Below are 13,024 nucleotides of genomic sequence, written 5' to 3'. Positions count from 1 at the left end.
TGGGCTCAGCGACCGCCGGCGACGGCCGGGAGGATCGTGAGGGTCGAGGACTCCTTGACCGGGGCCTCGAGGCCACCGGCGAAGCGGACGTCCTCGTCGTCGACGTAGATGTTGACGAAGCGGTGCAGCTTGCCGTCGGTGATCAGGCGGCCCTTGATGCCGCTGTGCCGCGACTCCAGGTCGTCGATGACTCCTGCGACGGTGTCGCCCTTCGCCTCGACGGTCTTCTCGCCGCCGGTGTGCGTGCGAAGGATGGTGGGGATGGAGACGGAGACGGCCATCTCGGTGATCACTCCTGGGGGTTGCGTTGCCGTGGACGTTTCGTCACGCGACAACGCAACCGGAGTACGGCGACATTCCCGCGTGACCTCCGGCGCGGGTGCGCGGGAGGGTCGTTCAGGCCCGGTCGGGCACGTCGTCGGAACCGGTGTGGGAGAACATGTAGGACTCCACCACCTGCAGTGCGTCCTCCACGATCTCGCCACCGGCGAGGTGGTACGACCGCACCTCGGGCTCGCCGTCGGCCGTGGCCAGCCCGACGATCAGCCAGTGCTGGTCGGGGGTCCACTCCATCTGCGCGACGTCCTTGACCGAGGGGTACGCCTCGGGCAGTCCGGTGTCGGTCAGCGGACGGCGCGGGACGCGGGTGTGCGAGTGGACGACGAGCATCCGGCGTTCCCCGGCGGCGTCGAGCGCGCGCTCCAGCCTGATGTCCTCGACGGGGGAGAACGCGAAGTCGCTCTCGATCTCGTCGGCGTTGGTCATCGGGACGTAGCGCTCGGCGTGCTCGCCGTGCTCCGGCCCCACGAGCTGACCGCACGCCTCCAGCGGGAAGTCCCGCCGGGCGTGCGCGACGATCTCGTCGACGAGGTCCGCTCGGATGGCCAGCACGCGGCCGAGGATACGGGCCCGGTCCGGGCCGTCGCACATCGCTCGGCGCGGCTCACAACGTTCATCCGCCGGACGCCCCCGTTCGTGACCCACGCCACGGTGCCGGCGGGCGCGCCGCGGCGATACTGCGCGGCGTGCCCGCCGCCTCCTCCCGCCGGACCGGCATCGTCCTGGCAGCGGTGTTCGCGTCGGTCCTCGTGGTGGCCGTCGCCGCCGAGTCCCGCACCCTGGCCGGCCGTCCGGACGCCGGTGGCGATCCCGGCACGGTCCGGGTCATCGCGTTCAACGACCTGCACGGCACCCTCGAGCCGCCGACGGGGTCCTCGGCCAGGGTGACCGGCGACGACGGCGCCGAGGTCGACGCCGGCGGCGCCGCCTACCTGGCCGCGCACGTGGAACGGCTGCGCGCCGAGGAGCCGGACTCGGTGCTGCTCTCGACCGGCGACAACATCGGCGCCTCCCCGCTGGCGTCGGCGCTGTTCCGCGACGAGCCGACGATCGAGGTGCTCGACGGGATGGGCGTGGCGGCCTCGGTGGCGGGCAACCACGAGTTCGACGAGGGCATCACCGAGCTGCGCCGCATCGCGGGTGGTGGCTGCCACCCGTCCGACGGCTGCCGGTTCACCCCGTCCTTCGACGGCGCGTCCTTCCCGGTCCTCGCCGCGAACGTCACCGAGGACGGCGGCGGCCCGGCGCTGCCGGCGACCCACGTCGTCGAGGCCGGCGGCACCCGGATCGGGATCATCGGCGCGACGCTCACCGAGCTGCCCGGGCTCGTCTCGCCGGACGGCCTGCGCGGCCTGGAGATCGGCGACGAGGTCGCCGCCGTGGACGCCGCGTCCCGCGACCTCACCGCGCAGGGGGTGCGGGCCCAGGTCCTGCTGCTGCACCAGGGCGACGACTCCGACGGCGGCCCGGACTCCTGTGCGCTGGAACCGGGCGGGCCGGGCTCGCGGATCGCCGCGGCCGTCTCCGCCGACGTCGACGCCGTCCTCTCCGCCCACTCGCACCAGCAGTACGTGTGCAGCGCCACCGACCCGGCCGGTGCACCGCGCCCGTTCGTGCAGGGCCTGTCGTTCGGCAGGCTGCTGTCCGCCCTCGACCTCACGATCACCGCCGACGGCGACGTCGACCGGGTCGCCACCACCGCCCGCAACGAGATCGTGTCCCACGACGTGGAGCCCGACCCGGCCGCGCAGGAGATCGTCGACCGGGCCGTTGCCGGGTCGGCCCCGCTCGCAGAGCGCCCGGTCGGCACCCTCGCCGGACCGCTCCCCCGGGCGGCGGCGCCGTCCGGGCTGTCCCCGCTCGGCACCGTGATCGCCGACGCGCACCTGGCCGCCTCCCGCGGCGACGGCGCGCAGCTCGCGCTCACCAACCCCGGCGGCGTCCGCGCCGACCTGGTCCCGGACGCGGAGGGACGGGTGACCTACGGGCAGGCCTACACCGTCCAGCCGTTCGGCAACGTCCTGCAGACGATGACGCTGACCGGCGCGCAGCTGCGGGCCGTGCTGGACCAGCAGTTCACAGTGGAGGACGGGCCGACGGTCCTGCAGACGTCGTCGAACGTCCGCTACGCCGTGGCCGGGGAGCGGGTGGGCCGCGTCGAGGTGGACGGCGTCCCGATCGCGGACGACCGCCCGTACCGGGTCGCGGTGAACAACTTCCTGTCCGCGGGCGGCGACGGATTCGACGCCTTCTCCGCGGGCACCGACCTGGTCGGCGGCCCGGTCGACCTGGACGCGCTCGTCGCCCGCCTGGGGGCGGCGCCGCGGCTCACCGCACCGCCGACGGACCGGATCGGGCGCGGCTGACCCCGGTCAGGCGCGGAGGCGCACCCGGACCAGGGAGTCCTGGACGAAGGTCAGCCAGTGGTAGACGCCCAGGTGCTGGCCCCGCGGGTCGTCGTCGGGCAACTGGTCGGGCATGTCCTCGCTGACGTCGAGCGCGGTGCCCAGCGCGAGCCGGACGTCGTTGAGCGCCGCCAGCCAGGCGTCGGCCTGGTCGGGCGACAGCTCGAGCCGGCCGCCGGACTCGGGGAGGGTGTCCAGCACCGTCTCCGCCGCCTTGTCCTTGGCCTCGATCAGCTCCGGCTCGTGCAGCGAGCGCAGTCCGCCCGCGAGGTCCGAGTCCTCGGTGGTGAAGTCGGGCAGCAGCCGGGCCAGCACCCGGTCGGTGGGCCGGCTGGTGGGCCCGGTGCGGATGCCGGTGAGGGTGGCGAGCTCGTCCTCGGGGGCCAGCGAGGCCCGGTCGGCGAGCATCTGCCGGACCTCGGTGAACAGGCCGCGGAGCACCGCGGCCTCCTCCCCGGAGAAGCCGGAGGTGAACCGGACGCGGTCGCCGCGGCCGCTGCGCTTCCAGCCGTTCATGTGCGCTGCATGGTGGCCCACAGGCCGGCCGCGTGGAGCTTCGCCACGTGCACCTCGACGGTGTCCTTGTCACCGGAGGAGACGGCGGCCTTGCCCTTGTGGTGCACGTCGAGCATCAGCGCGTTCGCCGTCTGCTCGGGATAGTCGAAGACCTTCTGCAGGACGTACGTGACGTACGACATCAGGTTGACCGGATCGTTCCACACGATCGCCTGCCACGGGGTGTCAGGACTGGTGGCATCGTCCGTGTCCGGCGAGACCTGCTCGGTGGGCGACGGGGACGGCGCGGTCATGCGCACCATGGTGACACAGGCGGGCATAGGCTCCGTCCCATGACCGGCTCCGTCCCCCCGCCCGCCCCGGCACCGGGCACGGCACTGCTGACCGACCGCTACGAGCTGACGATGGTGGCCGCCGCGCTCGCCGACGGCACGGCCGACCGGCACTGCGTGTTCGAGCTCTTCGCCCGCCGCCTCCCGGACGGCCGCCGCTACGGCGTCGTCGCCGGGACCGGGCGGCTGCTCGAGGCCCTGCGCGGGTTCCGGTTCGGCCCCGCCGACCTGGAGACGCTGGCGACCGTCGTCGACGACGACACCCTGGGCTGGCTGCGCGACTACCGCTTCACCGGCGACGTCGACGGCTACCCCGAGGGGGAGCTCTACTTCCCCGGCTCCCCGGTCCTCACCGTCACCGGGACGTTCGCCGACGCCGTCCTCCTCGAGACCCTCGCGTTGTCGATCTTCAACCACGACAGCGCGATCGCCTCCGCCGCGGCCCGGATGGTCACGGCCGCGGCCGGACGCCCGCTGATCGAGATGGGGTCCCGGCGCACCCACGAGGAGGCGGCCGTGGCGGCCGCCCGGTCGGCGTACCTCGCCGGGTTCACCACGACGTCGAACCTCGCCGCCGGGCAGCGGTTCGGCATCCCGACCGCCGGCACCGCCGCGCACGCCTGGATCCTGCTGCACGACGACGAGCCCGCCGCGTTCCGCAGCCAGGTCGCGGCACTGGGGACGGGCACCACCCTGCTCGTCGACACCTTCGACATCCGCAAGGGCATCGCGAACGCCGTCGAGGCGGCCGGGACCGGTCTCGGCGCGGTCCGGATCGACTCCGGCGACCTCGGCGAGCTCGCGCGGCAGGCCCGGGACCAGCTCGACTCGCTCGGCGCGACCGGCACCCGGATCGTGCTCTCCGGTGATCTGGACGAGTACGCCATCGCGTCGCTGCGCGCCGAGCCCGTCGACTCCTACGGCGTCGGGACGTCGCTGGTCACCGGGTCCGGTGCCCCGACGGCGGGGATGGTCTACAAGCTCGTCGAGGTCGACGAACGCCCGGTGAGCAAGCGGTCCAGCGCGAAGGAGTCGCGGGGCGGGCGGAAGTCGGCGCTGCGCCGGTTCAAGCCGACCGGCACCGCGGTGGAGGAGGTCGTGTTCCCGCACGGCTCCGAGCCCGAGCTCGGCGACCACGACCGCGTGCTGCCGGTGCCGCTCGTCCGCGGCGGGGAGCTGGTCGACGGGACGGGCTCGCTGCCCGACGCCCGCGAGCGGCTCCGCGCGGCGCTGGTGGCCGTACCGTGGGAGGGTCTGAAGCTCTCCCGCGGCGAGCCCGCGATCCCGACCAGCTTCGTCACGCCCGCCACGGAGGGGTGAGATGGCCCGAACACTGATCGTCGTCGACGTCCAGAACGACTTCTGCGAGGGCGGGGCGCTGGCCGTGGCGGGTGGCGCCGCGGTCGCCGCCCGGATCGGGCGGCTCGCCGCCGAGGGCTCCTACGACCACGTCGTCGCCACCCGGGACGTGCACGTCGACCCGGGCCCGCACTTCTCCGACACCCCGGACTTCGTCGACTCGTGGCCGCCGCACTGCCGGGCCGGGACGCCCGGGGCGTCGTTCCACCCGGCGCTGGACGTCGCGCCGATCGAGTGCGTCTTCGACAAGGGCGCCTACTCCAGCGCGTACTCCGGGTTCGAGGGCGCGAGCGAGAACGAGTCGGGCCTGCCGCTGGCCGACTGGCTCGACGCCCGCGGGGTGGGCGAGGTCGACGTCGTCGGCCTGGCGACCGACCACTGCGTCCGGGCGACCGCGCTGGACGCGGCCCGGCTCGGCCTGACGACGACGGTGCTGCTCGAGCACTGCGCCGGGGTCGCGCAGGAGACGACCGGCCGGGCCCTCGCCCAGCTGCGCGAGGCCGGGGTGACCGTCACCGAGGTGTGACCGGCTCCACCGCGGGCGCCGGCTCGGCGGGCGCCGGCTCGGTGGGCGACGGCTCGGCGGGCGGCGGCTCCGCCTGCGGTTCGCCGGGCACGGGTGGGTCCGCGTCGTCCGGGTCCGCGTCGTCCGGGTCCGCGCCGTCCTCGCCGACCTCCTCGTCCTCGCTGCCCTCGGTGGTGAACGCGCCGACCTTCACGTAGAAGTCGTCGCCGTGCCGGTCGGTGGCCCAGTCCACCGCCTGCTCGATCACCTCGGTGGACTTGATGCTGCGGAGGACGACCCGGTCCCGCCGGACGTCGCGCAGCAGGGCCACGCAGAGCAGGACCATGATCACCACGAACGGCGCGGCCACCAGGATCGTGAGGTCCTGGATCCCGGAGAGCGCGTCCTCACCTCCGGTGACCAGCATCAGCACCGCCACCGCGCCCGTCGCGGCTCCCCAGAAGACCACCACCCAGCGGCTCGGCTCGATGGTCCCGCGCTGCGAGAGCGTCCCCATGACGATCGACGCCGCGTCCGCACCGGACACGAAGAAGATCGCGACCAGGACCATCACGAGCAACCCGGTCACCGTCGCCCACGGGTAGGCCCCGAGCATCTCGAACAGCTGGACGTTCGAGTCGCCGGAGAACCGCGCGCCCGCCTGCGCCTGCTCGACCGCGGTACCGCCGAAGATGCAGAACCAGACCAGGGAGACCAGGCTCGGCGCGAGGATCACCCCGCCGACGAACTCCTTGATCGTGCGCCCGCGCGAGATCCGGGCCAGGAACATCCCGACGAACGGCGTCCACGAGATCCACCAGGCCCAGTAGAAGACGGTCCAGCCGGACAGCCACTCGAGCATCGGCTCCCCGCCGACGGCCTCGGTGCGCGCCACCATGTCGAAGAACTGGGAGAAGTACGCCCCCAGCGACGTCGGGATCATGTCCAGCACGAGCACCGTCGGGCCGACGACGAACACGAACAGCGCCAGCGCGGCGGCCAGCACCATGTTCGTGTTCGACAGCCACTGGATGCCCCGGGCGACGCCGGAGAACGCGGACAGGACGAAGGCCGCGGTGAGCACGACGACGATCGCGGCCAGCACCGGGGCGCCGACGTCGCCGTCGACCCAGCCGACGGCCTGCATGCCGCCACCGATCTGGAAGGCACCGAGACCGAGCGAGGCGGCCGAGCCGAACAGCGTCGCGAAGATCGCCAAGATGTCGATCGTCCTGCCGACCGGACCCTCCGCGGCCCGGCGCCCGATCAGCGGGACGAACGCCTGGCTGATCAGCTGACGGCGCCCCCTGCGGAACGTCGAGTACGCGATGGCCAGCCCGACGACGGCGTAGATCGCCCACGGGTGCAGCGTCCAGTGGAACAGCGAGGTCGCCATGGCCGTCTGCATCGCCTCGGTCGTCCCCGGTGCGGCGGACCCCGGGGGCGGCGACGCGTAGAACGACAGCGGCTCGGTGACGCCGAAGAACATCAGCCCGATGCCCATGCCGGCGGAGAACATCATCGCGATCCAGGACACCGTCCGGAACTCGGGCTGCTCGTCGTCGGCACCGAGCCTGATCCGGCCGAACCTGCTGAACGCGAGGAAGAGCGCGAACGCGACGAAGCCGGTCGCGGCGAGGATGAAACCCCAGCCCCCGGCCCGCATCAGGCCGTCGATCATGGTGCTCGCGGCGTCGCCGAGCCCCTGCGGGTCCGCGACGCCCCACACCACGAAGAGCAGCGCCAGGGCCGCACCCACGCCGAAGACGGTCCGGTCGGTGCGGCCCGCGGTCACCGGGCTCTCCGGACTCTCCGGGGGCTCCGGGGGCTCGGGGAGGTCCGCGGTCCGGGACCGCGGTTCGACGTCTGCCATGACGGTGTCCACCTCTGTTCGGGAATCCGGGCGGCGGATCGACGCTGATCGGGATCCGCGCGGAGCGGGGCGGGCGGTGTGTGCCGAGGGTCGTGCGGTGATCACAGGGGAGGGGCCACCTCACAGCGGCCATCAGATACTCGACTAATATATCTGAACAGGCTAAGGTCCGGCACGAGCGCCGGTCAAGGTCGGCGCCCACCCCCCGACGCCGACGACCCGGGAGCCGCCACGCGTCCCGCACCGCCCTCGGGAAGTCCCGGCCCGATCTGCCACGACAGGCGCGACGACCTGCGGATCGTCGCCCGAATCGACTCTTGACAGGACCCCCGGGGTCGCGCTCCCATCATGGTGCACATTGAGCGACCGGTTGCTTGTCACGCAACGGTTGCCCTGCTTTTCCTTCTCATTTCTCGCGCACGCGGAGCACCGGCGTGCAGGTCCCGCACACCCGATCGACCTCTCCCCCGCCCCGGGCCCGAGCCGCGGGCACCCATGTCCTGCACGAGGAGCACTGCCATGACGACCGGTGAGCTGTCCCCCTCCCCCCGCGGTCAGACCCTGCCGGAGAGCCTGCGAGAGACCCTGGCAGGCCACTACTACACCGATCCGGACATCTTCCGGGCCGAGCAGGACAGCATCTTCCACACGGGATGGTTCTGCTCCGTCCTGAGCGCAGACCTCGACCGGCCCGGCCGGTTCGAGACCGTCCAGATCGGACGCGAGAGCGTCATCGTGACCCGCGGCCGTGACAGTGCGGTCCGGGCGTTCCTGAACGTGTGCCGGCACCGGGGCGCACGGCTGTGCACCGAGGAGAGCGGCGAGGTGAAGCGCTCCTTCCAGTGTCCGTACCACGCGTGGACCTACGGCCTGGACGGCAAGCTCGTCGCCGCGCCGAACCTGACCGCGATGCCGGACGTCGACAAGGTCGAGTACGGCCTGCACACGGTGCACGTCCGCGAGTGGCTGGGCTACGCCTGGCTGTGCCTGGCGGAGGACCCGCCGCCGTTCGAGGAGACGGTGATCGGCGACGTCACCGCCCGGCTCGGCTCGCCGGACGCGATCGTCGGCTACGACGTCGAGAACCTGAAGCTCGGCCGGCGCATCTCCTACGACGTCAAGGCGAACTGGAAGCAGATCGTCGAGAACTTCATGGAGTGCTACCACTGCGCGACGATCCACCCGGAGCTCACCGAGGTGCTGCCCGAGTTCGCCGACGGCCTCGCCACGCAGTACTTCGTCGGCCACGGCGCCGAGTTCGGCGAGGAGGTCCAGGGCTTCACCGTGGACGGCTCGGCCGGGCTCGCCCCGATCCCGGGCGTCGGCGCCGACCAGAACCGCCGCTACTACGCGATCACCGTGCGGCCGCAGGTGTTCATCAACCTGGTCCCCGACCACGTGGTCTTCCACCGCATGTTCCCGCTGACGGCCGAGCGGACCATGGTCGTCTGCGACTAGCTCTACCTGCCCGAGGTCGTCGACTCCGGCGCCGACATCGACCGGTCCGTCGAGCTCTTCCACCGGGTCAACCTGCAGGACTTCGAGGCCTGCGAGCGCTGCCAGGTGGCGATGGACTCGCGGTCGTACCGCGACGGCGGCGTCCTCGTCCCGAGCGAGCACCACATCGGCGAGTTCCACGACTGGGTGCGCGGGCGCCTCGGCTGAGCACCCCCGACGGCCCCGTCACCCGCCACCCCGGCGAGTGACGGGGCCGCCCCACGCCCAGTCCACCGACCCACTCCCGCCCGCCCACCCCAGCTCACCTGCCTCCGCTCCCCAGGCTCCACTCCGCAGCCGGCCGAGACGCTCACCGAACCCGCCGTCGCTCACGCGATCGAGCGAGCGCCAGCGGATCCCGCGAGCGCCCACAGATCGCGTGGGCGCCGACAGACCAGGTGAGCGCCGTCAGAACGCGTGCGAGCCAGCGGATCCGTGAGCGCCGGCGGATCCTCTGGGCGTCGACAGGCCCGTCAGCACCACGGATCCGGCGAGACGCTCACCGAACCCGGCGCTGCTCACGCAATCGGGCGCGCGTCCACGGATCCCGCGAGCGCCGACAGATCGCGTGCGCGTCGCCAGGCCCCGGGAGCGTCGACAGCCCCGTGAGCGTCGGCAGAACCCGCGGAACGCTCGCCGATCCCGTGAGCGGCCAGGGCCCTCCGAGCGTCAGAGGTCCCGTCGCACCCACGAATCCCGCAAGACGCTCACCGAATCCGGCACCGCTCACGCGATCGCGCGAGCGTCCACGGATCCCGCGAGCGCCCGCGGAACGCGTGAGCGCCGACAGGCTCTGTGAGCGTCCGGGAATCCGGTGCGCGTCGACGAGACCCCAAAGCACCACGGATCCGGCGAGACGCTCACCGAACCCGGTATTGCTCACGCGATCGCGCGAGCGTCCACGGATCCCGTGAGCGTCAGCAGATCCCGTGAGCGCCCGCGGAACGCTTGAGCGTCAGCGGATCCTGTGAGCGTCGGGTCAGCGGAAGACGACGGTGCTCGTCCCCGACAGCAGGACCCGGCGCTCGCAGTGCCAGCGCACCGCGCGGGACAGGGCCAGGGCCTCGGCGTCGCGGCCGACCATCTGCAGCGCCGTCGGGTGGTGACCGTGGTCGATCCGGATGACCTCCTGCTCGATGATCGGGCCCTCGTCGAGGTCGGGGGTCACGTAGTGCGCGGTGGCACCGACCAGCTTCACCCCGCGGTCGTAGGCCTGGTGGTAGGGCCGGGCGCCCTTGAAGCCGGGCAGGAACGAGTGGTGGATGTTGATGGCGCGGCCGTGCAGCGCCTTGCAGGTCTCGTCGGAGAGCACCTGCATGTAGCGGGCGAGCACGACGAGCTCGGCGTCGAAGTCGTCGACCGTCCGCAGGAGCTGTGCCTCGGCCTCCGGCTTCGTCTCCGGCGTCACCGGGATGTGCACGAACGGCAGGCCGGCCGCCTCCGCCATCGGTCGCAGGTCGGGATGGTTCGACACGACGGCGACGACGTCGGCGCCCAGGTTGCCCGCCCGCCACCGGAAGATCAGGTCATTGAGGCAGTGGCCCAGCCGGGACACCATCACGAGGATCCGGGCCGGGGCGTCGCCGGAGAAGGCGTAGTCCATCCCGAACTCGGTCGCCACCGGCTCGAAGGCGCGGGCCACCGTGCCGAGGTCGACGCCCTCCGGGGCCACGACCTGGGTGCGGAGGAACAGCCGCTCGCGGATCGGGTCGTCGAACTGCTGATACTCCCCGATGTCGCAGCCGCGCTCGAACAGGAAGGCGCTCACCGCCCGCACGATGCCGGTGCGGTTGGCGCAGTTCAGGGTCAGGATGAACGAACGGGTCACGGTGTCTCCTCGGGCTTCCGCGTCCTCCGGGCGGGCCGTGGCGACAGGACCCGCCCGTGAGATACTGCATTGATATATCAACTGTCGTCAAGAGTCGGCGGACTGACGGTGCACTGTCAGATCGGTGTGCGGGGTTACCATGCGGTAGTGACCGCTCTTCCCGATGTCAGTGAGCCGGAGTACGCCTCCCTGGCCGACAAGGCCTACACGGCGATCCGGGACCGACTGATCATGCTCGACATCCCGCCGATGACGGCGATCGACGACGTCGCGCTGGCCAAGGCGCTGGAGGTCGGCCGCACCCCCGTCCGGGAGGCGCTGAAGCGGCTCGAGATCGACCGTCTGGTGATCTCCTACCCGCGCCGCGGCACGTTCGCGACCGGCGTGGACATCACCGATCTCGCCTACATCTCCGAGATCCGGGTCCAGCTCGAGCCGCTCGCCGCCCGCCGGGCCGCCGAGTCGGCGGGCACCGCCGTGCTCGCCGACCTCGTGGAGCTGGCCGACACGATCGACGGTCTCGACGTGCGGACCCTCGACCGCGACTCCCTGATGCGCTGGGACCTCCACGTGCACCGCGCGATCTACGCGGCCGCGGCGAACCCGCACCTCGAGGACACGCTGATCCGTTACGACAACCTGGCGACCAGGATCTTCTGCCTGTTCCTGGACCGGATGTCGCACTTCGACCAGCACGTCGGCGAGCACACCGGCCTGCTCCGGGCGATCGGCGAGCGCAGGGCCGACGAGGCCGAGCAGCGGGCCCGCGACCACGTGATCGGGTTCGAGAAGGCGATCCGCGCGGTCGTCTGAGCCACCGCGCCCGACCGGGTCAGCCGTGCGCCCGGGCCGACCGCACGGTGTGGTCGAGGAGCAGCGCCGTCGTCACCGGGCCGACCCCGCCCGGCACGGGCGTGATCCCCCCGGCCCGGGTCGCGACGTCGGCGGCATCGACGTCGCCGGCGAGGCTGCCGTCCGGGGCGGTGTTGGTCCCGACGTCGACGACGATCGCGCCCTCCGCGACGTGCTCGGCGCGCACCAGGCCGATCAGCCCGACGGCCACGACCAGGACGTCGGCGTGGCGGGTGTGCTCGGCGAGGTCCTTGGTGTGCCGGTGGCAGATCGACACCGTGGCGTCGCGCTGCAGCAGCAGCTGCGCGGTGGGCTTCCCGACCACCAGCGACCGCCCGACGACGACCGCGCTGCGGCCGGCGAGCGCGATGCCGTGATGGTCGAGGAGCGCCAGGACGGCGGCCGCCGTCGCCGGCGGGTGGGCGGGCAGGCCCGCCGCGAGCCGGCCCACCGACAGCGGGTTGGCCCCGTCGACGTCCTTTTCGGGCACGATCCCCGCGGCGAGCTCGGAGACCCGCACCCCGTCGGACAGCGGGGTCTGCAGGACGATCCCGTGCACCGTGTCGTCGGCGCTCAGCCCGGCCAGGGTGCGCCGGATCGTCCCGGCGTCGGCGTCCGGGGCGAGCGCGACGACGTCGCACACGATCCCGGCCCGGCGGGCCGCGCCGGACAGCGAACGGACGTACCAGCCTGCGCCCTCGTCGTCGGTGGCGACGACGACGGCGAGCCGGACCGGCACGCCCCGTCCGGCCGACTCGGCCGCGGCGGCCGCGACCCGCGCGCGGATCTCCCGCGCGAGCCCGGTCCCGTCGAGGACGGCCGCGGCGGGCGCGGACGTGGACGTGGACGTGGACGCGGTGGTCATCGGCGGATCTGCTCCCGTACGTCGGCGGTGACCTTGTCGGCGCGGCGGAGGACGTCGTCGACCCCGTCGAGAGCCTCGGCGAGCTCCATCCGCGCGAGCGGGTCGGTGATGCCCGCGAGGTTGATCTCGACGTTGAGCCGGGCGGTGCTCGCCGCCGCGCGGGCGGCGTCGGCCGCGGCCCCGACGTCGGTGATCACGTTCGGGTTGCCGATCGGCCGCAGCCGTTCGGCGAGGTCGATCACCTGCCCGGCCTCCCGGACGACCCGGGCCGGGACGCGTCCCGCCTCGACCAGCGCCCACCCGATGGCCGACGACCGGGCCGCCTTCTCCTCCTCGGTGCCCCGGGGCAGGGCGTAGGCGGCGGTGACGGCGGCGAAGGCGCGGGCGTCGTCCTCGGCGAGCCCGATCCCGACGACGCGGAGCTCGTCGGCGCGGTTGCGCACGGACAGGATCGTGTCGGCGTCGCGGGCGTAGCGGTCGCCGTCGCTGTAGCGGGCGACCATGCCGAGCAGCGCGGCGGCCTGGGCGAGGTGCAGGCCGGCCGTCGCGCCACCGCCGGGGGCGGGGACACGGGCGGCGAGGTCCCACAGGAACCTGTCGAGGGTGTCGGAGCGCATGGAGGTCCTTCGGTGCGGCGGTGCGGCGGGCAGGCG

Annotated in this window: 12 protein-coding genes and 1 pseudogene; 5 read left to right on the top strand and 8 right to left on the bottom strand. The window is 72.9% G+C overall.

Annotation, left to right across the window (positions count from 1 at the left end; genetic code table 11):
• Window positions 1-5: 5 nt before the first annotated feature.
• On the bottom strand, window positions 6-281 hold the full coding sequence (locus tag Ae150APs1_RS21760) for a MoaD/ThiS family protein (RefSeq protein WP_010240811.1): 276 nt from the start codon (window positions 279-281) through the stop codon (window positions 6-8).
• Between the two features lie 115 nt (window positions 282-396).
• The gene (locus Ae150APs1_RS21755; RefSeq protein ID WP_033200458.1) at window positions 397-891 is read right to left on the bottom strand and encodes a M67 family metallopeptidase; all 495 of its coding nucleotides are present in this window, start codon (window positions 889-891) and stop codon (window positions 397-399) included.
• A 134-nt stretch (window positions 892-1,025) separates the two neighbouring features.
• Here Ae150APs1_RS21755 and Ae150APs1_RS21750 point away from each other — a divergent pair, with 134 nt between their 5' ends.
• Complete coding sequence (locus tag Ae150APs1_RS21750) at window positions 1,026-2,705, top strand: bifunctional UDP-sugar hydrolase/5'-nucleotidase (protein WP_075299965.1); 1,680 nt, start codon at window positions 1,026-1,028, stop codon at window positions 2,703-2,705.
• Window positions 2,706-2,711: 6 nt separating this feature from the next.
• Here Ae150APs1_RS21750 and Ae150APs1_RS21745 read toward each other — a convergent pair whose 3' ends face one another.
• Both Ae150APs1_RS21745 and clpS read right to left on the bottom strand, forming a co-directional pair.
• On the bottom strand, window positions 2,712-3,260 hold the full coding sequence (locus Ae150APs1_RS21745; RefSeq protein WP_010240814.1) for a DUF2017 domain-containing protein: 549 nt from the start codon (window positions 3,258-3,260) through the stop codon (window positions 2,712-2,714).
• Window positions 3,257-3,553 (bottom strand): ATP-dependent Clp protease adapter ClpS, encoded by a 297-nt coding sequence (gene clpS, locus Ae150APs1_RS21740; protein WP_029239928.1) that lies wholly within the window; start codon window positions 3,551-3,553, stop codon window positions 3,257-3,259. The genes Ae150APs1_RS21745 and clpS overlap by 4 nt, the downstream gene beginning before the upstream one ends.
• A 39-nt stretch (window positions 3,554-3,592) precedes the next feature.
• On the opposite strand from clpS, the gene Ae150APs1_RS21735 reads away from it, so the two are divergent.
• Window positions 3,593-4,912 carry a nicotinate phosphoribosyltransferase gene (locus Ae150APs1_RS21735; RefSeq protein WP_075299963.1) on the top strand — a complete coding sequence of 440 codons (1,320 nt, stop codon included), beginning with the start codon at window positions 3,593-3,595 and terminating at the stop codon, window positions 4,910-4,912.
• A 1-nt stretch (window position 4,913) separates the two neighbouring features.
• Window positions 4,914-5,477 carry an isochorismatase family protein gene (locus Ae150APs1_RS21730; RefSeq protein WP_075299961.1) on the top strand — a complete coding sequence of 188 codons (564 nt, stop codon included), beginning with the start codon at window positions 4,914-4,916 and terminating at the stop codon, window positions 5,475-5,477.
• Here Ae150APs1_RS21730 and Ae150APs1_RS21725 read toward each other — a convergent pair.
• Window positions 5,464-7,329, bottom strand: coding sequence for a BCCT family transporter (locus tag Ae150APs1_RS21725; protein ID WP_249266426.1), 1,866 nt, complete (start codon window positions 7,327-7,329; stop codon window positions 5,464-5,466). The two genes, Ae150APs1_RS21730 and Ae150APs1_RS21725, sit on opposite strands and share 14 nt — an antisense overlap.
• A 519-nt stretch (window positions 7,330-7,848) precedes the next feature.
• On the opposite strand from Ae150APs1_RS21725, the pseudogene Ae150APs1_RS21720 reads away from it, so the two are divergent.
• Window positions 7,849-8,994, top strand: a pseudogene (locus tag Ae150APs1_RS21720) (aromatic ring-hydroxylating dioxygenase subunit alpha).
• 811 nt (window positions 8,995-9,805) lie between these two features.
• Here Ae150APs1_RS21720 and purU read toward each other — a convergent pair.
• The gene (gene purU / locus Ae150APs1_RS21715; protein ID WP_075299957.1) at window positions 9,806-10,654 is read right to left on the bottom strand and encodes a formyltetrahydrofolate deformylase; all 849 of its coding nucleotides are present in this window, start codon (window positions 10,652-10,654) and stop codon (window positions 9,806-9,808) included.
• A gap of 147 nt (window positions 10,655-10,801) precedes the next feature.
• Here purU and Ae150APs1_RS21710 point away from each other — a divergent pair, with 147 nt between their 5' ends.
• A complete protein-coding gene (locus tag Ae150APs1_RS21710; protein ID WP_060573664.1) occupies window positions 10,802-11,467 on the top strand; it encodes a GntR family transcriptional regulator in 666 nt (221 codons plus the stop codon).
• A gap of 19 nt (window positions 11,468-11,486) precedes the next feature.
• Here Ae150APs1_RS21710 and Ae150APs1_RS21705 read toward each other — a convergent pair whose 3' ends face one another.
• On the bottom strand, window positions 11,487-12,371 hold the full coding sequence (locus tag Ae150APs1_RS21705) for a bifunctional 5,10-methylenetetrahydrofolate dehydrogenase/5,10-methenyltetrahydrofolate cyclohydrolase (protein WP_075299955.1): 885 nt from the start codon (window positions 12,369-12,371) through the stop codon (window positions 11,487-11,489).
• On the bottom strand, window positions 12,368-12,988 hold the full coding sequence (locus Ae150APs1_RS21700; protein ID WP_075299953.1) for a cyclodeaminase/cyclohydrolase family protein: 621 nt from the start codon (window positions 12,986-12,988) through the stop codon (window positions 12,368-12,370). The genes Ae150APs1_RS21705 and Ae150APs1_RS21700 overlap by 4 nt, the downstream gene beginning before the upstream one ends.
• Between the last annotated feature and the right edge of the window lie 36 nt (window positions 12,989-13,024).

Origin of the sequence: Pseudonocardia sp. Ae150A_Ps1 (assembly GCF_001932315.1) — a bacterium.
In the GTDB taxonomy this organism is placed as follows: domain Bacteria; phylum Actinomycetota; class Actinomycetes; order Mycobacteriales; family Pseudonocardiaceae; genus Pseudonocardia.
This window is presented reverse-complemented; position numbering and strand designations above follow the sequence as displayed.

Excerpts from the sequence above, each read along its gene's own strand:
- Ae150APs1_RS21760 (WP_010240811.1), bottom strand. The coding sequence starts at position 281 with ATGGCCGTCTCCGTCTCCATCCCCACCATCCTTCGCACGCACACCGGC.
- Ae150APs1_RS21745 (WP_010240814.1), bottom strand. The coding sequence starts at position 3,260 with ATGAACGGCTGGAAGCGCAGCGGCCGCGGCGACCGCGTCCGGTTCACC.
- clpS (WP_029239928.1), bottom strand. The coding sequence starts at position 3,553 with ATGACCGCGCCGTCCCCGTCGCCCACCGAGCAGGTCTCGCCGGACACG.
- Ae150APs1_RS21735 (WP_075299963.1), top strand. The coding sequence starts at position 3,593 with ATGACCGGCTCCGTCCCCCCGCCCGCCCCGGCACCGGGCACGGCACTG.
- Ae150APs1_RS21730 (WP_075299961.1), top strand. The coding sequence starts at position 4,914 with ATGGCCCGAACACTGATCGTCGTCGACGTCCAGAACGACTTCTGCGAG.
- Ae150APs1_RS21725 (WP_249266426.1), bottom strand. The coding sequence starts at position 7,329 with ATGGCAGACGTCGAACCGCGGTCCCGGACCGCGGACCTCCCCGAGCCC.
- Ae150APs1_RS21705 (WP_075299955.1), bottom strand. The coding sequence starts at position 12,371 with ATGACCACCGCGTCCACGTCCACGTCCACGTCCGCGCCCGCCGCGGCC.
- Ae150APs1_RS21700 (WP_075299953.1), bottom strand. The coding sequence starts at position 12,988 with ATGCGCTCCGACACCCTCGACAGGTTCCTGTGGGACCTCGCCGCCCGT.